The following is an 18,975-nucleotide window of genomic DNA, read 5'->3' as shown; positions in this document are numbered from 1 at the left end:
CGGCGCCGCTTCCGGCCGCCTTCGAATCCCCACGCGCCGGATACGTTGTTCAACCAAGGGGCATGGTCCAGTGACCATGCCCCTTGGCGTTTGTCCCAAAACAAGCTCATGAAAGTCGGTCCCTGATGAGGTTTCCTTTTCCTGTAGGAGCGGCGCCCTCGCCGCGAATTGGGTCGCCGACAAGCCGGCTCCTACAGGGCATGAGTCGATGTAGGAGCGGCGCCCTCGCCGCGATGAACCAACAGCGGCCATCGGTTTCCGTTGGCTCGGGTGAGCTCGCGCCGCCTCACACGTTTCATAGCCCATGGCGGGGACGTCTCCACCTTGTTCCCAAGCCGGAGCTTGGGAACGAGGGGAACTTGACTACCAAGTCTGTAGCAAAGATCATAGCTTATGTTCACCCAATGAAGACTGCTGCATAGTGGTCACTTAATTATGTGGAGCTGTACTGAGCAAGGGAGGACAATAGAAGTATATATTAATTCTAGCATATTGAAATGACTTACTAAAGTATTTTAAAGTTAATTTGACTCCGTTTGATTTGCCGGGTTGAGACCGGAACGACACAGGGGAGGATTTTCTTCAAAGAGCCAACGGCCTTCAGCGTGCCTGGCGGAGTTATTGGGCGGAGCATTATATCAGTGCTGATATAACGCTTTGGGGCCGCGGTCCGGCGGGCGGGCCTTCAAGGGGGCGCAACGCATTTCGCCCGAACCGCATGGAGCCAGGACAAAAGGAGAAGAGTAAATGGATTATAAGACCATCCTTACGACGTGCCCCTACTGTGCCTGTGGGTGTGGAATGATTCTCGAAGTCATGGAGGGGCGGATCGTCAATGTCTTTCCTTCGAAAACGAGCCCAACCAATGCGGGGAAGCTCTGTATCAAAGGATGGACTGTGCATGAATTCGTGCATGTCAACACCGGTCGAGAATGTCCGCAAATCATCGGAATAAAATGTCCCCAAAACAACGCTTTTGGTGTCATCCGGGAGTTGAACGATTCGGAGCGGAGCCTCCGACTCACTCGCCGTTTCCGCTGGCAACGACAGCCGCGATCGGCGCGGCACAGATGGAAGGTGCCGCTTGTGCCGATCGCGGGTCGTTGCCGCGTCTCCGCCTCCCTCAAGTCGGTATCCACTCCGAACCGCTCAACTCCCTCATCGGTTCACTCGGATGCTTTTTGTTCAGTCGGAAAAGCGGTTCTTGGACCGGCTCCGACAAGCCCTGCCTTTCTCTTTTCTTTGAGCCTGAAACTATCCCCTTTGATGTTGAGGGTGGTGCAGTGGTGAAGGAGCCTATCGAGTATGGCTGTGGCCAGCACCTGATCATTGAAGATCTCCCCCCAGTCAACAAAGCTCTTGTTGGAGGTGATGATCAAAGAGGCCTTCTCGTATCTTCTGGTAAGAAGCCTGAAGAAAAGCCCTGCTTCATCTCGGCTCATCGGGAGGTATCCCATCTCATCGATGATGAGCACTCTTGGGTAGACAAACTGTTGGAGTTGCCTCTCCACCCGGTTCTCCATCCTGGCTCGAGTGAGCCGAGTAAGCATCGACTCGAGAGTAAGGAAGAGGACTCGGTATCCGGCCTCTACGGCTTTTACTCCCAGCGAAATGGAAAGATGTGTCTTTCCCACCCCCGGAGGGCCAAGGAGGATCACATTCTCTGCCCTATCGACGAAGGAGAGTCCCGAGAGTTCACGGATCACCTTGCGATCGATGCTTGGTTGAAACGAGAAGTCAAATTGCTCAAGAGTTTTCACCCAGGGGAATCGGGCCATCTTGAGTCTGGCCTCAACGGCCTTTCCGTGTCTGCCCCGCCATTCGGCCTGAAGGGCTTCCGCAAGGAAGTCTTTATAGGAGAGATCCCTCTTTGATGCCTGCTCACAGACTGAATCGATCTGCGAGAGAAGGTGCTCCATCTTCATCTTCTCAAGGAGGCCTGCTAGCTCCATCGGCTCGCCTCCTCGTAGATCGACAGATCCCTTCGCTCAACCTGCAATGCCTCCTGCCACAATTGGGCATGATGGGCTGCAACGCTTCCCCATCCCTCGGCTGCACTGCGAAGGGTGTGTTCGGCCACCAGGGTCTCTTCGGCGTAGACTCTCAAGGTTCCATCCAACCCGATCCTCACTCGGACCGTTTGTCCACACAGCTGAGAGGGCACACTGTATCTATTGCCCAAAACATCGATGAAGCCATCCCAGTGGACACACCGGTGCTCGAGATAAGAGGTGTCATACCGCAGGGCAGGAAGGGGACGAAGATGAGGAGCCTCACGGGAGAATCGTTCGGCTACGATTTCCTTGACTGTTCCGTGCAGCCTCTGATCGGTTTCCTCTGTGAGCCACTTCTCAGCGAGAGCGTTCATCTGGGCGAAGCTCTCGAACTTGCGGTAACGCACAAAGAAGTTGTGCTTGATATAGCCCACCATCCGCTCATCTTTTCCCTTGGTCCTTGCTCTTCTCGGGCGACAGGCTCTGGGGGTGAAGCCATAGTGGCCGGCAAGATCTATAAATCGTTCGTTAAAGCGAACACTCTCCCCGATCCTGTGGACAATAACCGTTGCTTTCTGGTTATCCACGAGCACCTCTATTACTACTCCTCCAAAGTACTCGAAGGCTCTGATGATCCCTTCGTAGGTGTGCTCGGCATCATTCCTGGGGGCACACCAGAAGAAGAGACGCCGGGAAAATCCGAGGGTATTCACACTGAAGTAGACCTTCTGTGGGATTTCAGCCACTTCGGTTGTGAGCTCTCCCCAATCATTTTGCATCTGAACTCCAGGATCTGTTTCAAACCGTACCGTTGCCCGGCTTTGCCTCATGGGCCTTCTGGGGCTGATGTACTCCCGAAGGATGGTGGTCCCGCCCGTGTAGCCTCGCTGTTCGATCTCACGCAAGATCACCATAGCATTCCAGACTCCATCTCTCAGGAGCTGGTCGATCAAGGGTTTGAAGGGATCAAGTTTGCTCACCCTTGCACCGGGTCTTTTCCCCGAGGGTACTCCTCCTCGACTAAGAGCACGGCTTATGGTTTTTGGATGCACTCCCAGGCTTTCTGCGATGTCCTTCTTGTAGACGCCCTTTTCAACTTGTGCTCTGATCTCCATCCAGTCCTCCTTTTTGAGCATGGGTCACCTCCGGCTCTCTTGGGTCTTGCTGGAGGAATAACCCTTCGCTCATCTGGGAGGACATTTTATTCCGGCGTTTACCAGACATTTTATTCCGATGGTGACAGTGCAGCGTTTCGACCGTTTGAAAACCCCGCTCATGAGAACCGGGCTTGGGTTTCGCGAGGTCACCTGGGGTGAGGCCTTGGACTACGCGGCTCGTGAACTGGGCAGGATAAAAGATACCTACGGACCTGACAGCGTGGGCTTTCTCACCTCCGCTCGATGCACGAATGAAGAAAATTATCTCCTGCAAAAGTTCGCGCGCTCTGCCGTCGGGACGAACAATATCGATCATTGCGCCCGGCTCTGACACGGCCCCACCGTGGCAGGTCTTGCCATGGCTTTTGGGAGCGGTGCCATGACGAATTCTTTCGACGAACTGGCAGAAGCCGAGTGCCTTTTTGTAATCGGATCGAATACGACGGTGGCCCATCCCATTGTCGCGACGCGCCTTTTTCGTGCCAAGGCAAAGGGCGGCAAGCTGATCGTCGCCGACCCCCGGAAGTCGCATATTGCGCGTCACGCAAACATTCATGTCCAGCACCGATTGGGGACGGACGTGGCTTTGATCAATGGAATGATGCACATCATCCACAAGAACGGCTGGCATGATTCGAAATTCATTGAAGAGCGGACGGAAGGCTTCGAGGTGCTCGTGGAAACGATCGAGAAATATCCTCCCGAACGCGTTTCCCAAATGACCGGGATCGACATCGGAACGCTCACCGAAACAGCCAGACTTTATGCCGGGTCCAAATCGTCTTCGATTGTCTACTGCCTGGGAATCACCCAACATTCGACGGCCGTGGACAACGTCATGAGCCTGGCCAACCTGTCCATGCTTTGCGGCCAGATCGGACGCCCCAGCACGGGGGTCAACCCCTTGCGCGGCCAGAATAACGTGCAGGGCGCCTGCGACATGGGCGGGCTTCCCAACGTTTTCCCGGGCTACCAGGCCGTAACCAATCCCGAAATCCGCCGGAAATTCGAGTTGGCATGGAACGTGAGACTTCCAGCCCAAAACGGCATCACCATCATGGAGATGATGCAGGGGTGCATCGACGGACAGGTGAAGGCGATGGTGGTTCTCGGGGAAAATCCCGTGGTGAGTGACCCGGATTCCAATCACGTGAAGCACGCTCTGCAATCGGTTGAATTTTTCATGGCCATGGATATCTTCCCAACCCCTACGACTGAGCTGGCCCATCTCGTATTGCCGGCGGCCTCCTTTGCAGAGACCGACGGGACCTTTACGAATTCCGAACGGCGCGTGCAGCGTGTGAGGCAGGCAATCCCGCCTTTGGCTGGAAAGACCAACTGGCAGGTCATTCAGGAACTCTCCACCCGGACGGGCTATCCCATGGGGTACGGATCGGCTGAAGAGATTTTTAATGAAATGGCGAGTCTGACGCCGTCCTACGCTGGGATAAGCTACTCACGGCTGGACCCGTCAGGCCTCTGCTGGCCCTGCCCGACACCGGAGCACCCGGGAACGCCCATCCTCCACATAGGCCGCTTCAGCCGCGGACGGGGACTGTTCCATGGAATCGAATACAAGCCGCCCGCCGAAACCCCGGACGAGGCATTCCCGTTCTGGATGACGACGGGAACGGAGTATGCTCACTATCTTACGGGCACCATGACGCGCCGGTGCGCGTTCCTGGACAGGGAAATGCCTGAACTGATCACCGATCTCCATCCGGAAGACGCAGATCGCCTGGGTGTTCTAAACGGCGATTACATTCGGGTGACCAGCCGCCGGGGCACCCTGGAATCCAGAGTGCGTATCACCGACGCGGTAAAAGCCGGGATGATTTTCATGCCGATGCATTTCGAGGAAGCCGCGGCCAACCTTTTGACCAACCCGGCTCTTGACCCCATCAGCAAGACTCCGGAGTACAAAGTCTGCGCGGTCAGAGTCGAAAAGGCGGCGGCATGCCCGCGGGAAATGGAGTCCGAACCCGCCGCATTGACCGTGGAGCGTTGACTGACGGTGGCAGTGGAGTGATGCCGTTCGGAATTTCGCCCCCGTCCACGGGACCGGGGTGAATCCATTGCAATATTCAAGAACTACTCAACGGCTTCCTTATAGCTCCTGACCATCACCGGCATCAATTCACGGGCCTTCTTCAATGCTTCCTTTTCGACGTGGTCGAACCATGCGAAGTAGCTCTCCATGAACAACTTGCCCGCGTCCGTGAGCCGATACCCCTCACTCTTGCTACCGCTCTGGTAAATGAGCTTCATACCGATGATCTCCTCGCATTTTTTGATCTTTCCCCACGCTGCCCGGTAGGACATTCCCATCTCATCGGCGGCTTTCCTCAACGAACCGCATTTTTGGATATTGGCGAGCAGCATGGCTCTCCCCAAGCCGAAATAGAGCCCGTCGGCCGTTTCCAGCCACAGGTTTAACCGGATGGTGGGAATGTTTTCGCTCATTACTTGAGAAACTCGGTTGCAATCATCCCCCGAAGGGACACTTGGGGAAGGTGCAGGTTTTACAGGCCAGGCAGAATGCGCCGTGACTCAGCCTGGCAAGATCGCGACGGGTGATCTCGAGGTTTGCAAGCATTCGAGGCAGCAGAAGGTCGAGACTGGTGGTCTTGAAGTAGAGCGCGCAGGCAGGCACCCCCATCACTTGTACAGTGCCGATGCGCGCAATGAGCGTCATAGCTCCCGGTAGGATCGGAGCGCCATAGAGCATGTTGGTCACCCCCGCGTCAACCAGCCCCTGGCGAGTGACATCATCGGGATCGACGGAAAGACCCGCGGTCGTGATGATCAAATCGACTCCGGATTGAAGGATCATCTGCCCGATTCCATCTGCTATAGCGCTTCGATCATCCGGAACGATGAGTGACCGCACCACGCCGCAGCCGTATTTTTCGACCTTGGAAGTGATGATGGGGACAAACTTGTCCCTTATCAGCCCCTGGAATACTTCGGTCCCGGTGACAAGAACCCCCACTCGCGCCTTCCGCAAGGGCAGAACCTTGAAGATGGGTCCATCATCGAGAATGGTGAGCGCTTTTTCGAAGTCTGTTCTCGGGAGAAGCAGGGGGATGGCCCTGGTGGCCGCAACCGGCCGATCACGCTTTACGACCACGCATGCCCTTCGGCTGGCGCACATCACACCCCGTATCATGTTGAACTGCTCCAACCGATCCTCCTGGACAACGAAAAGCCCGTCCCGGTCGGCGATGAGGTTGATCTTTCCTTCACGCGGATGCTCATCGTAAGTCACGCCTTCCCCGGCCATGGTTTTTGCAAAAGCGAGTGCCGCATCGTTTTCATGAACCCATTCCGGATGAATGTGGTTTTCTTCCTGTACGTAGACCCTGCTCCGTCCCATTTGCTGTAAACGGCACAGGTCGCCGATCGTGATCTGCTGCCCTTGCGTAAAAGCAGCCCCTTTGGTGACGCCGGGAATGATCAGGGTCATGTCGTGCAGGGCCCTTTTGCCGACCGCCTTTTCGGTTGGAACCGCCCTGAGCGGGGGCAATGGATCCCGGCGGTCATCCGATGACGCGGAGGGAATATAGGGAGTTTCTCCCTGGCACGCCCGGCATATCGCCCCGTCGCGGGCAGGGTAAGGCTCATGGCACAGGATGCAGGTGGCAATAGGGCCCCGGTTCTTTTTGCCCAGGAATTGGGTTTGGACCTTAACCGACTGCACCCCGCAAATGGAATGCCCGGCCCCCTCGATTTCGGACATGAGCCGGTCCTTGTCCTGTTCGGCCTTGGGTTTGAGCTTGAAGAGCCACGATTTGATCTCGGGCCATGCCCCCAGCTTCTCCGCGTCCACGAAGACACGAATCCCCTCACCCTCATACTTCTCATAAAGGCTCAAGGCGAAACGCCCCAGATTGAACACCCTGAGCCAACCGTTGCCAATGGTGCAGGGCGTGAGCAGCTGGACGGCATCCGGAAGGCAGCTGGTGGTTTCACAGATGGCATCAAAAAGAATCCCTCCCGGCATCCGTTTCATGGCCAGATCGACCATGAAGCCGCCAACGACCAGACCCGGCGCTACACTCCCATGAAAGGACTCGACGATGCGCAAATACTCTTCATACGAATAGACCCCAATGTTTGCCATCGGAATACCCCTAGGAGGATGATTGCCGCATACCGGACCCGGCCGGTAAGCGAGAGAAACGTCCCTGCCGTGCATGGAAGGCCCCCGGCAGAAGGGCTAGTTTACCGGACCGTTATGTCTGATCTGACATAAGGCGAATTCAGTATCAAATCTGATGGCAAGGAGTCAAGGAAAACAACTCCTCGGACTCACAATGTATTGACTGTCGAGTCTCGCGAGATCATTGACGATGGGTGTAGATCTCTTCGACATTGGGATGCGAGTCCGCTGAAACCAGTGCTTCAAGGACCGCCGATCGCTGCGCTGTGATCCGAAATCGCCGGGTTTTCAGCTTTGCACGGGCGTGAGACAGACGCGTGCGGAATCGGCCCTCCCGTGTCGGCACCGGTCGAGGCCGGCAGCGAGTGCGAGCCATTGCGGCCGATCAGGAGCACGAGACGGAGGGACGGACATGATTTCCATCGACGGTGGTTTGAAATCGGGTTCAGGGACGTTGGTTCGAGATGCCGTGGCGCTTTGCGCCCTGACAGGGGAGACGCTTCATCTGTTCAACATTCGAGCGCGGCGGCCTCGTCCCGGGCTGCGGCCTCAACACTTGTCGGCGGTTCGGGCGGCGGCTGGAGCCGCTGATGGAGCGTCCAAGCCGCCGGCCGCGTCCGTTTTGTTTTGGCTGGGGCGTTTCTTTTTCACACGCTGCGAAGGAATACCCAAGAGATCCTAAAGATCGAGCAGACGGCTGTTGGCGGGGGACTTTTCGGCGGCTTCGTGCAATGCCTTGAGGCGTTGGGCGAGATCTTCGATTTCGGCGGGATTCAGGACGGGAACACGGCTCTCGCCGTTTTGCTCCAGGTGGTCCAGAACCCTGCGAATGGTGAGCTGAGTCACGGGCACGGCGGGTTGATAGAGCCGCTCTTCATGGCTCACACTGGAGTCGCCGTTGTCTTCAGGCGAGGCCATTCGGGCGACCAGGCCGGATTTTTCCAATTCCGTCAAGGTCTGACGGATCAGTAGAACCGGCATGCCTTCCGCACGCACCAGATCTTCCTCGGAACAGCCGCGCTCGCCCTCATGGAAGCGCCGTGCCAGGTACCGCATGACACTCAATGCGGCAAGGTTCCTTGCCTCACGGCTGAGCCTCCGGATCTGCGGTTCGCATTCGAACAAGGCGGTGTTTTGGTGCGCATAGCAGATCTCGGCACCAAGTAGGACGATCATCCAGCTCGCCTGAAGCCAGAGGAGAAAGAGGGGCAGGGCCGCGAAACTTCCATAGACGGCGTTGTAATTGGACATTCCGACCTGGAAGTAGATGTAGGCGGCCTGGAAGATCTGGTACAGTGTGCCGGCGAGGACGCCTCCCAGTGCGGCCGACGTCGCCTTCACCTTGGTGTTGGGCATGAAGATGTAGAGAAAGGTGAAAAGGGCCCAGAGCACCAGGTAGGGGACCAGGCGCAGCGCCTTGAGAATGAAGGATTCGAAGTAACTGACGATGCCGAACCGTTCGCTCATAAACCCCACCTGCTGCGTAACCATGACGGTGAGGCCGCTCGAGACCACAAGCAGGATGGGAGCGATGAGCATAAAAGACAAATAATCGCTCACGCGCCGGCTGAAAGGTCGATGCCGTTCGATCTTCCATATGGCGTTCAGGGAAATTTCGATGTTTTGAAGAACCTTCAGGACGGTCCAGAAAAGGGCCACCACCCCGATGCCGGCGATGAGTCCGCCGCGAGTGGTTTCCAGCAGGGTGTGGGCGAAGTCCATGATCCATCGTGCCACCTCTTCCTGGCCCGCCAGTCGGCGCAGGGTCTCCCGTTCGATGGCGTTCTGGAGCCCGAATCCCTTGGCGATGCCGAAGGCCATGGCTAACATGGGAACGATGGAAAGCAGCGTAAAGAGAGTCAGGGCCGAGGCACGAAGGTGGCACTGGTCGCGCGTGAACCGGCGCCCGACGATGGCGGCTATGCGTAGTGCGCGAAGCAGCGCGGCTCTGGCTGGCGGGAGGTCCGCCAACCGGAGGTTCCACAGATCGCTCTGTAGAAAACGTTTGATGTCTCCGAATTTGGAAACCATGGCGACTCCGTCCTGGTTTCAGGAGATTACGGCCAGGCCCCACAAGCAGCGGTCGCCTTTGAGCGGGGCCGTCACGCCGGGGGCCACTCCCATAAGCGCTAAGTTGCTTTTACCCGGTATCGACTGGAAAAACGAACATCGAACATCGAACATCGAACATCGAACATCGAACATCGAATGGGTGCAGATCTTTTGCTTCTTGTTCCCAAGGTCCACCTTGGGAACACAACTGTGCAGAAGCTCCAGCTTCGGTGAGGCCGTTCCCAAGCCAGAGCTGGGGAACGAGGGGGAAGACCACTTCGAGATCCTGGCGAGCTCCCTAGAAAGACAGCGAGTTTCAGCTGTAGCAGGAGGGAAGCTGGAGCTTCCCGGGCAGGGCGTTCCCAAGCTGGAGCTTGGGAACGAGGGGAAGAAAATAGTCATTCAGAGTTCCACATCGGAGTCTTCGCTGACCAGGCTTTTTTCATTCGATGTTGAACGTTCGATGTTCGATGTTGGACGTTCATCTTTAAAAACAACCCAATGGCATAAATGCAACCTGGTTTTTCATTCGATGTTGAACGTTCGATGTTCGATATTCGATGTTCAATGTTCATCTTTAAAAAACAACCCAATGTCATATGGGGGCATAAAGATCCTGGCCTTTTGCAGGCATTCGGGATAAACGGAGCCCGAAGGCGAAGGACGGACTTCCGGCAAGGCGAGAAAGAGGATTGCAAATGAAATTTTGCCCGCAGTGCGCAGCTCCTTTGGTGGAAAAAGTCATCGACGGCCGAAACCGCCTGGCCTGTTCCGATTCCCGGTGCGGGTACGTTTTCTGGAACAATCCAACGCCGGTGGTGGCCGCCGTAGTGGAATGGAACGGATCGGTGATCCTGGTTCGCAGCAAGGGATGGCCGGAGAAGTTTTTCGGTGTGGTGGCGGGATTTCTCGAAGCTGGGGAGACGCCCGAGGAAGGGGTATTGCGGGAGGTCCGGGAAGAACTGGGGCTTGAAGGCCGGATCGTCGATTTTCTGGGGATCTACTCTTTTTTTGAAAGGAACCAGGTGATTTTCGCCTACCACGTGAGCGGGGAAGGGGAAATCGTCTTGGGCGACGAACTGGCCGAAGTCAAGGCGTTGCCTCCTGAAAGGGTGAGACCCTGGGAGAAAGGGACCGGCCCCGCCGTGAAGGAATTCCTAAGGCGCCGCGGGGTTTCGGTGCGCCAAGGCGGAGCGTGAACCGGGACGGTGGGAGAAGGCATAGGAACAGGGAGTGCATCATGCGCAAAACCGAATGGATGGGACGCTTGGAAACGGACCGGCAGGCGATTACGTTTTTCGACATCGGCAAGCTGGAACGGGACGGTTTGGCGGACGTCGGAAGGTTGCCCTTTTCCATCAAGATCCTGCTGGAAAATGTGCTTCGGAAGTGGGACGGAACGGTTGTGACCGAAGAAGATGTTCTGGAAGTCGCCCACTGGCGGAAGCGGTATGCGAATCCGGTGGAGATTCCGTTCCATCCGGCCCGCGTGCTCATGCAAGATTTTACGGGGGTTCCCGCCGTGGTGGATATCGCCGTCATGCGGGACGCCGTGAAGGATAGGGGCGGAGACCCCAGGCGGATCAACCCGTTGGTTCCCGTGGACCTTGTGATCGATCATTCCGTGCAGGTCGACGCCTACGGCACCGAGCGGGCCGTGGAAATCAACGTGGCCCGCGAATACGAACGCAACCGGGAACGCTACGCCCTGCTCAAATGGGCTCAAAGAAACTTCGATACGCTGCGGGTGGTGCCGCCTCGGTCCGGCATCTGCCACCAGGTGAACCTGGAATACCTGGCGCGGGTGATGATCGTGGAACCCACCGGGGAACAGGGTGAAAGGCTCGCCTATCCGGACACCCTGGTGGGAACCGATTCACACACCACCATGGTGAACGGCATCGGGGTCGTGGGCTGGGGCGTCGGGGGGATCGAAGCGGAAGCGGTGATGCTGGGGGAACCTTACACCATGAGCCTCCCGGAAGTGATCGGGGTGCGGCTGGTCGGCGGGCTGCGTCCCGGCGTAACGGCGACGGATCTTGTGCTTCGGGTCACTGAAATGCTTCGAGCTCACAACGTCGTGGAAAAGTTCGTGGAATTTTTTGGACCGGGGCTGAAGGGGTTGAGTCTTCCGGATCGAGCGACGGTAGCCAACATGGCTCCCGAATACGGCGCCACATTGGGCTATTTCCCGATCGATCGGGTCACCGTGGATTACCTCCGGGCGACCGGGCGGGAAGCTCAGGCCGATTTGGCGGCGGCTTGCGCCGAAGCTCTGGGGCTTTTTGCCTCGGGGACCGAGGAACCCGAATACACGGATGTCCTGGAACTGGACCTCACTACGGTCGAGCCTTCGGTCGCCGGGCCGGCCCGTCCCCAGGATCGCGTGGAACTGCGGAACTTGAAGGAACGCTTTGCTCAAGTTCTGGGATGCCACTATGAACCGGACGCCACGGTCGAACAGGTCTCCGCGTTCATCAACGAATCGGGCTGCCGTACCCGGCGTCCCCGGACCTGCACGCCGCTCAGCCAGCGCTTTTTCGACGTGGAAGTCAACGGAAGACTTTCGCGGATCGGCGACGGCAGCGTGGTCATTGCGGCCATTACGTCGTGCACCAACACATCAAACCCGTCGGTGATGATCGGAGCCGGCCTCATCGCCCGAAACGCCGTAAAGCGCGGCCTCACCGTACCGGCCCACGTGAAGACGTCACTGGCTCCGGGAAGCAAGGTCGTTATGGATTACCTCGAGGAAGCCGGCCTTACACCGTACCTCCAGGCCTTGGGATTCCACTGCGTGGGCTTCGGCTGCACCACCTGCATCGGAAACAGCGGACCGCTCCACCCGGCGTTGGAAGAGGTCATTGAACGGGAAAATCTCAACGTGGTGTCGGTCCTTTCGGGGAACCGCAACTTTGAAGCTCGAATCCACCAGAGGGTCCGTTCCAACTACCTCGCGTCCCCCATGCTGGTGGTGGCCTTCGCCTTGGCCGGCCGTGTGGACGTGGACTTCACCCGGGAACCCGTCGCCCTGGATCCCAACGGCGAACCCGTCACCCTGGACGAGCTTTGGCCCGGCGAGGACGAAATCCGCCGCATGGCGGCGGCTCACTGCAAGTCGGCATTCTTCCAAAAGGAATACGCCGCCATCTTCGACGGAGACGCCTTCTGGCAGGGACTTCAGGCGGAAGCCGGCACCACCTTCGCCTGGGACCCTGCGTCCACCTACATCCGAAAACCCCCTTACTTCGACGATTGGTCGCCGGAAACCAAGCCGCTCCAAGACATCCGAGGCGCGCGGGCTCTGCTGGTCCTCGGGGACGCGGTGACCACCGATCACATCTCCCCCGCCGGCGCCATTCCCGAACACTACCCGGCGGGCAAGTACTTGGTTTCCAAGGGGGTGAAGCCTCCGAATTTCAATTCCTACGGGTCGCGCCGCGGAAACCACGAGGTGATGATGCGCGGCACCTTCGGGAACATCCGCATCAAGAACCGGCTGGCGGGAGGAAAAGAAGGGAGTTTCACGCGGAAGTTTCCGGAAGGCGAAGAGATGTTTGTCTTCGATGCCGCCATGGCCTATGCCCGCGAAGGCGTGCCTCTGGTGGTGCTCGCAGGCTCCGAATACGGCACGGGCTCTTCCCGGGACTGGGCGGCCAAGGGCACGGCGCTCCTTGGAGTCAGGGCCGTGATCGCCCGGTCCTTTGAACGGATTCACCGAAGCAACCTGGTGGGAATGGGTGTCCTGCCGCTTGTTTTCAAGAGCGGCGAAAGTATCGAATCCCTGGGACTGGACGGAACCGAAGTCTTTACCATTTCAGGTCTTGACGATCTCGCTCCGCGGAAGATGCTCCGCGTGGAAGCCGAAAAGCCGGACGGTTCGGTGGTTTCCTTCGACGCCGTCGCCCGGCTCGATACCGATGTGGACGTGGCCTATTTCCGCCACGGCGGCGTCTTGGCCTATGTTTTGAGAAAGATCCACGGCGGCGGCGCCTGAAATACGGCGTCCGTTCAGGGTGGATGGGGCGTTGAACCTGTCCACGCGAAGCTGTTCCATCCGCCGCCCTTGGTCATCCTGCGGTCAAAAAAGGAGACTTCCGCAAATCCCCCGATGGAAAGGAGACGACCCATGGAACTTGCACCGGAAAAATTCAAACAGTTTTTTCCCCTCCCGGTGACAGTGATCACCACAAGGGACGGACGCGGGGTCGCCAATGCGGCCCCCTACAGCTGCGTCATGCCCATCCTTCGCCCGTATCCGCTCATCGCGCTGGCTTCCGCCCTTCCACGCCATACGCTGCAAAACATCCGGGAAACGGGCCAGTTCGTGGTGAATGTCATCGGGCGACCGTCTTTTCGAGACGCCATGCGCACGGCGCGGCCCTACCCGCCGGACGTGGATGAACTGGAAAGGGTGGGTTTGGAAACGGTCCCGTCCAAGAGGGTTTCACCGCCCCGGATCGCGGCGGCCATCGGTTGGGTCGAAGCAACGCTCGAGCGGGAAGTGACCGACGAGCGTTACGCCCTCCTCGTCGGCCGCATCCTTTGTTCGGAGATCAACGACCGCTACCTGGAAGACGGGCGACTCAAGGAACTTCCGCTGACGCTCCTCGCGCCCCATTTCCGCATGCTGGGCGACGTTCTGGCGGATCGCGAGGAACTGGAATCCGAACTCACGCTATGACCGGCCCGGTGCGGCCATCCGTTCCAGCTCCCGCGGCTGCGGCTTACCGGGTCAGGTGGCGGTATTTGATCCGGTGGGGCTGGGCGGCGGCTTCGCCCAGACGGGCTCTTCGGTCCGCTTCGTAGTCGGAATAGTTGCCGTCGAACCACACGACGCGGCTTTCCCCTTCGAAGGCCAGGATGTGGGTGGCCACGCGGTCCAGAAACCACCGGTCGTGACTGATGACCAGCGCGCAGCCGGCGAAGTTGAGGAGCGCCTCTTCCAGGGCGCGGAGCGTGTTGACGTCCAGGTCGTTGGTGGGTTCGTCCAGGAGCAGGACGTTGGCGCCTTCCTTGAGCATGCGGGCCAGGTGAACCCGGTTCCGTTCGCCTCCCGAAAGCCGCCCCACCTTCTTCTGCTGGTCGGCCCCGGAAAAGTTGAACCGCGCCACGTAGGCCCGGGAATTCACTTCGCGGCTCCCCAGCAGGATCTTGTCCTTCCCGTCGCTCACCGCTTCCCAGACGGTTTGGTCCGGGTCCAGAGCATCACGGCTCTGGTCCACGTAGGCGAGTTTCACGGAATCGCCGACGCGGATCGTCCCGGACGTGGCCTCTTCCTGCCCGGTGATCATGCGGAAAAGGGTTGTCTTTCCGGCGCCGTTCGGGCCGATCACGCCCACGATGGCGCCGGGCGGCACCAGAAATGACAGGTCTTCGACCAGCAGGCGGTCGCCGTAAGCCTTACTTACGCTTTCGGCTTCGATGACCGTCTTCCCCAGGCGGGGGCCGGGGGGTATGTAGATTTCGAGATCCTCGGCTCGGCGCTCGCTTTCCTTGGCAAGGAGCTGCTCATAGGCCTTGATGCGGGCCCGGGCCTTGGCGTGCCGTCCCTTGGGGGGCGTGTGGATCCATTCCAGTTCGCGCTGCAGGGTTTTACGGCGTTCGGAAGCCGCCTTTTCCTCGTTGGCCAGCCGCTTTTCCTTCTGTTCCAGCCAAGAGCTGTAATTACCCTTCCAGGGGATGCCTTCGCCGCGGTCCAGTTCCAGGATCCAGCCGGCCACGTTGTCCAGGAAGTAGCGGTCGTGGGTGACGGCGATGACGGTCCCGGGGTAGCGCCGGAGGTGCTGTTCGAGCCAGGCCACGGATTCGGCGTCCAGATGGTTGGTGGGTTCATCGAGAAGCAGGATATCGGGCTGCTGGAGGAGCAGCCGGCAGAGGGCCACGCGGCGCCGTTCACCGCCCGAGAGCACGCGGACGGGAGTGTCTCCGGGCGGACAGCGAAGCGCATCCATGGCCATCTCCAGCCGGGAATCGAGGTCCCAGGCGTCCAAGGCGTCCAATCTTTCCTGGACGGCCGCCTGGCGTTCAATAAGCCGGTCCATTTCGTCGTCGGACAGGGGTTCGGCGAAGCGTTCGTTGATGCGGTTGAATTCGTCCATGAGGTCCACGGTTTGCTGGACGCCTTCCCGGGCGATGTCGCGGACCTGCTTGGAATCGTCCAACACGGGTTCCTGTTCCAAAAAACCGATGGTCTGGCCCGGGCTGAGGACCGTTTCGCCGACGAAATCCTTATCCACGCCCGCGATGATCCGAAGCAGCGTGCTCTTCCCGGACCCGTTGAGCCCCAGAACGCCGATTTTGGCGCCATAGAAGAAGGAAAGCGATATGTCCTTGAGAACCGGGCGCTTCTGGTAGAACTTTCCCACCCGGACCATGGAATAGATGATTTTGTTGGGTTCTTGCGTGGTTGCCAAAGCACGTCTCCTTCAAAAGGGCTGTGGTGGGAAGTTGCCGGCGGGCACTGCCGGCGGGGTCCTACAGGCTGCCCTTGGACGACGGGACGCCCGCCCGGCGCGGGTCGGGAGCCGCCGCCTGGTCCAGGGCGCGGCCGAAGGCCTTGAAGACCGCTTCCAGGATGTGGTGGGAGTTTTCTCCATAAGGAACGCCCACGTGTAGGGTGACGCCGCCGTGCTGGCAGAAGGCTCGCAAAAATTCGGGCACCAGTTCCGTTTCGAACCGTCCAAGTCGTTCAATGAGCTTTGGCGTGTGGTAGACGAGAAACGGCCTTCGGGAAAGATCCAGGGCCACGTGCGCCAGGGTTTCGTCCATGGGGACCGACGCCTCGCCGTAGCGGCGGATGCCTTTTCGGTCTCCCAGGGCGCCTTCCAGGGCCTTTCCCAGGCAGATGCCCAGGTCCTCCGCCGCGTGGTGACAGTCCATCCGATCGTCCGCATGGTCCCCCGTGGCTTGGATCTCCAGGTCAAAGAAGCCGTGCACGGCGAACAGAGTGAGCATGTGATCCAGGAAAGGGATCCCGGAGGTGATGTCGGTCCGGCCGGTGCCGTCCAGGGTGAACTTGAGCCGGATGGAAGTCTCCCGGGTGGTCCGTTCCACTTCAAAGAAGCGCCCGTCGGAAGTCATGGTCAGCGGCCTCGCAGGATGAAGGTTCAAAAGGGGATCACCGACGATTTCCTTGCGGCTCCTTTTATGCCATAGTTTTTCGCTCGCCGCCACCGGGTTGCGGGGCGGGAGGGGGAACATAAGCGCTAAGTTGTTTTTTCGCTGTATCGACTGGAAAAAATGAACATCGAACATTGAACATCGAACATCGAACATTGAACATCGAACATCGAACATCGAACATCGAACATCGAACATCGAACATCGAACATCGAACATCGAACATCGAACATCGAACATCGAACATCGAATGGTGAATGTGAAAAGATGAAGAAACAGACATATGACCTGGAAGAAAGGCTGCTTGAGTATTCGGTGCGAATCATAAAGATCGTCGCACAGCTTCCAAATACCAGAACAGGCAACCACGTTGCGACCCAATTGTTAAGATCGGGAACTTCACCTTATCCAAACCACGGTGAAGCCCAGGCGGCCGAGTCCCCAAAGGACTTTATCCATAAGCTTCGTATCTCATTAAAGGAACTTAGGGAGACACAGAGATGGTTAAAACTTATTCAGCGTGTACCACTAATCAAAAAACCTGAACTATTGGATGATATTTTAAAGGAAACAGAAGAATTAATTAAGATTTTCGTTACGAGTATCAAAACGGCTGAAAAGAAAGGGAAATAGTCATTCAAAGTTCGACATCGGAGTCTACGCTGACCTCGTTTTTTTCATTCGATGTTCAACGTTCGATGTTCGATGTTCGACGTTCATCTTTATTCGATGTTCGATGTTCGACGTTCATCTTTAAAAAGAACCCAATGGCGTAAATGCAACGCGCTTTTTTCATTCAACGTTCAACGTTCGATGTTCGATGTTCGATGTTCATCTTTGTTCGATGTTCATCTTTGTTCGATGTTCATCTTTGTTCGATGTTCGACGTTCATCTTTAAAAAGAACCCAGTGGCATAAATGCAACCCGTGAATGTTTACAAAATAACTTAGCGCTTATAGGGGCAGGGTCGGAGGCGGGGAAGGTGGTCGAGGGGTGTTGCGGGACACCGTGATGGAAACGGAGTTCAGATGACGGAAAGACTCGGGAGCGTCAAGAGAACGGATCCCTCGGTGGTGCGTCTCTTTGGAAAGCCTGTCGCTTTTTCGCCGCTTTTGGACGAGATTCCGGTGGGACTGGTGATCCTGGACCTGGATCGCCGCGTGGCGATGATGAACCGGAGCGCCGAGGCGCTCACGGGGATGAGTCGCGATGAGGCCCGGGGCCTTCCCTGCCGGCATGTGGTGCGAAGCAACCTGTGTCTTCAGCGCTGCCCGCTTCCTGAGATGTCGTCGGAGTCGGAACCGGTGTGCCTGGAAGGCGACATCATCAGCCGGGACCGGGAACGGATCCCGGTTCGGACGACCTTCGCCCCGTTGGAAGATCCCGAGGGGCGGCTGGTCGGCTTTTTGGAAGCGCTGGAAGACCTCCGGATGCTCCAGGCGCTGGATGCGTCCAAGGGGCGGGTCTACAGCTTCGGGCAAATCATCGGCCGGAGTTCTCAGATGCAGCGGATCTACGAGATTCTTCCCGGTGTCGCCCAGACCGATTCGTCGGTGCTGGTGACGGGCGAGACGGGGACCGGAAAGGATCTTCTGGCCGAAGCCATCCACCAGGCCTCCGGACGCGCCAAGGGTCCCTTCGTCAAGGTGAACTGCGGCGCCCTCCCGGAATCGCTCCTGGAATCGGAACTTTTCGGCCACGAAAAGGGCGCCTTCACGGGAGCGGGCGAAAGCAAGCCGGGCCGTTTCCGGCTGGCTCACAACGGCACGCTTTTCCTTACGGAAATCGGAGACCTCCCGCTCACCCTCCAGGTGAAACTCCTCACCTTCCTGGACGACCACGTGATTTATCCGCTGGGAAGCACCAAGGGGGTACGCGTGGACGTGCGCATCATCGCCGCGACCCACCGGGACCTCAAGCAGATGGTCCGCGAAGGGCGCTTCCGCGAGGATCTGCTCTTCCGGCTGAACGTGGTGCGGCTCCACATTCCGCCGCTTCGGGAGCGCGGAGGCGACGTGCGGCTTCTACTCGACCATTTCTTGCGGGCCTTCACATCGCAATTTCAAAAGCCCATCCGGGGGTTCACCGACGAGGCGCTGGAACGGCTCATGCGCCACCCGTATCCCGGAAACGTGCGGGAACTGCGAAACATCGTGGAATACGCCGTGAACCTCTGCAACCGGGACCGGGTGGGGCCGGACCACCTTCCGCCGTACCTCCTGGAAGAACCGGAAGCCCCGGCCGCGAAGGAAGCGGGCGGCGGGGAGCAGCCGCCGGTGAGGGAACAACCCGCCGGGGGGCCGGGGAGGGTGTCGGAGTCGACCACGTGGATGGAACTGGAGCGCCGCATGATCCTGGAGGCGCTCCTCAAGGCCAAGGGGCGCCGGAGCCGGGCCGCGGAAATCTTGGGGTGGGGCCGGAGCACCCTCTGGCGGAAAATGAAGCGGCACGGCATCGACGGCTGAAGGGTCTCAAAACCGGTGGGAA

The 18,975-nt window shown here is 58.4% G+C and carries 15 protein-coding genes and 1 pseudogene; 9 read left to right on the top strand and 7 right to left on the bottom strand.

Annotated features, from left to right (window positions below):
- Positions 1-747: 747 nt before the first annotated feature.
- Positions 748-903, top strand: a pseudogene (locus tag FDQ92_RS16410) (hypothetical protein); the annotation flags it as partial.
- A 263-nt stretch (positions 904-1,166) separates the two neighbouring features.
- Here the strand turns inward: FDQ92_RS16410 and istB are convergent.
- Together istB and istA are read right to left on the bottom strand one after the other, a co-directional pair.
- On the bottom strand, positions 1,167-1,952 hold the full coding sequence (gene istB, locus FDQ92_RS04755) for an IS21-like element helper ATPase IstB (protein WP_137423331.1): 786 nt from the start codon (positions 1,950-1,952) through the stop codon (positions 1,167-1,169).
- Positions 1,943-3,130 (bottom strand): IS21 family transposase, encoded by a 1,188-nt coding sequence (gene istA / locus FDQ92_RS04750; protein WP_137423332.1) that lies wholly within the window; start codon positions 3,128-3,130, stop codon positions 1,943-1,945. Before istA ends, istB begins: the two co-directional genes overlap by 10 nt.
- 379 nt (positions 3,131-3,509) lie before the next feature.
- Between istA and FDQ92_RS04740 the strand changes: the two genes are divergently transcribed.
- Complete coding sequence (locus FDQ92_RS04740; protein WP_137423514.1) at positions 3,510-5,159, top strand: molybdopterin oxidoreductase family protein; 1,650 nt, start codon at positions 3,510-3,512, stop codon at positions 5,157-5,159.
- A gap of 83 nt (positions 5,160-5,242) precedes the next feature.
- Here FDQ92_RS04740 and FDQ92_RS04735 read toward each other — a convergent pair whose 3' ends face one another.
- Together FDQ92_RS04735 and FDQ92_RS04730 are read right to left on the bottom strand one after the other, a co-directional pair.
- Entirely contained in the window at positions 5,243-5,614 is a 372-nt protein-coding gene (locus FDQ92_RS04735) for a winged helix-turn-helix domain-containing protein (RefSeq protein WP_137423513.1), read from the bottom strand.
- Between the two features lie 22 nt (positions 5,615-5,636).
- A complete protein-coding gene (locus FDQ92_RS04730) occupies positions 5,637-7,274 on the bottom strand; it encodes an FmdE family protein (protein ID WP_137423512.1) in 1,638 nt (545 codons plus the stop codon).
- Positions 7,275-7,725: 451 nt separating this feature from the next.
- Here FDQ92_RS04730 and FDQ92_RS16135 point away from each other — a divergent pair, with 451 nt between their 5' ends.
- The gene (locus FDQ92_RS16135) at positions 7,726-7,995 is read left to right on the top strand and encodes an RNA 3'-terminal phosphate cyclase (RefSeq protein ID WP_137423511.1); all 270 of its coding nucleotides are present in this window, start codon (positions 7,726-7,728) and stop codon (positions 7,993-7,995) included.
- Here FDQ92_RS16135 and FDQ92_RS04720 read toward each other — a convergent pair.
- Positions 7,992-9,344 carry a YihY/virulence factor BrkB family protein gene (locus tag FDQ92_RS04720; RefSeq protein WP_137423510.1) on the bottom strand — a complete coding sequence of 451 codons (1,353 nt, stop codon included), beginning with the start codon at positions 9,342-9,344 and terminating at the stop codon, positions 7,992-7,994. The two genes, FDQ92_RS16135 and FDQ92_RS04720, sit on opposite strands and share 4 nt — an antisense overlap.
- Before the next feature lie 58 nt (positions 9,345-9,402).
- Between FDQ92_RS04720 and FDQ92_RS04715 the strand changes: the two genes are divergently transcribed.
- From FDQ92_RS04715 to FDQ92_RS04700, 4 genes are all read left to right on the top strand, one after another.
- Positions 9,403-10,008, top strand: a complete 606-nt coding sequence (locus tag FDQ92_RS04715; RefSeq protein WP_137423509.1) for a hypothetical protein — start codon at positions 9,403-9,405, stop codon at positions 10,006-10,008.
- Positions 10,009-10,063: 55 nt separating this feature from the next.
- Positions 10,064-10,564: an NUDIX domain-containing protein gene (locus FDQ92_RS04710; RefSeq protein WP_137423508.1), complete on the top strand. Its 501-nt coding sequence runs from the start codon at positions 10,064-10,066 to the stop codon at positions 10,562-10,564.
- Between the two features lie 41 nt (positions 10,565-10,605).
- A complete protein-coding gene (acnA, locus tag FDQ92_RS04705) occupies positions 10,606-13,362 on the top strand; it encodes an aconitate hydratase AcnA (protein ID WP_137423507.1) in 2,757 nt (918 codons plus the stop codon).
- Positions 13,363-13,494: 132 nt separating this feature from the next.
- Positions 13,495-14,049 (top strand): flavin reductase family protein, encoded by a 555-nt coding sequence (locus FDQ92_RS04700; RefSeq protein ID WP_170180191.1) that lies wholly within the window; start codon positions 13,495-13,497, stop codon positions 14,047-14,049.
- A 43-nt stretch (positions 14,050-14,092) separates the two neighbouring features.
- Here the strand turns inward: FDQ92_RS04700 and ettA are convergent, their stop codons facing one another.
- Together ettA and hisB are read right to left on the bottom strand one after the other, a co-directional pair.
- Positions 14,093-15,781, bottom strand: coding sequence for an energy-dependent translational throttle protein EttA (ettA, locus tag FDQ92_RS04695; RefSeq protein ID WP_246041831.1), 1,689 nt, complete (start codon positions 15,779-15,781; stop codon positions 14,093-14,095).
- Positions 15,782-15,842: 61 nt separating this feature from the next.
- The gene (gene hisB, locus FDQ92_RS04690; RefSeq protein ID WP_137423505.1) at positions 15,843-16,448 is read right to left on the bottom strand and encodes an imidazoleglycerol-phosphate dehydratase HisB; all 606 of its coding nucleotides are present in this window, start codon (positions 16,446-16,448) and stop codon (positions 15,843-15,845) included.
- Positions 16,449-16,754: 306 nt separating this feature from the next.
- On the opposite strand from hisB, the gene FDQ92_RS04685 reads away from it, so the two are divergent.
- On the top strand, positions 16,755-17,120 hold the full coding sequence (locus FDQ92_RS04685; protein WP_137423504.1) for a four helix bundle protein: 366 nt from the start codon (positions 16,755-16,757) through the stop codon (positions 17,118-17,120).
- A 396-nt stretch (positions 17,121-17,516) separates the two neighbouring features.
- The gene (locus FDQ92_RS04680; protein ID WP_137423503.1) at positions 17,517-18,953 is read left to right on the top strand and encodes a sigma-54 interaction domain-containing protein; all 1,437 of its coding nucleotides are present in this window, start codon (positions 17,517-17,519) and stop codon (positions 18,951-18,953) included.
- Positions 18,954-18,975 lie beyond the last annotated feature (22 nt).

The sequence above is a fragment of the Desulfoglaeba alkanexedens ALDC genome, from assembly GCF_005377625.1.
In the GTDB taxonomy this organism is placed as follows: Bacteria; Desulfobacterota; Syntrophobacteria; order Syntrophobacterales; family DSM-9756; genus Desulfoglaeba; species Desulfoglaeba alkanexedens.
This window is presented reverse-complemented; position numbering and strand designations above follow the sequence as displayed.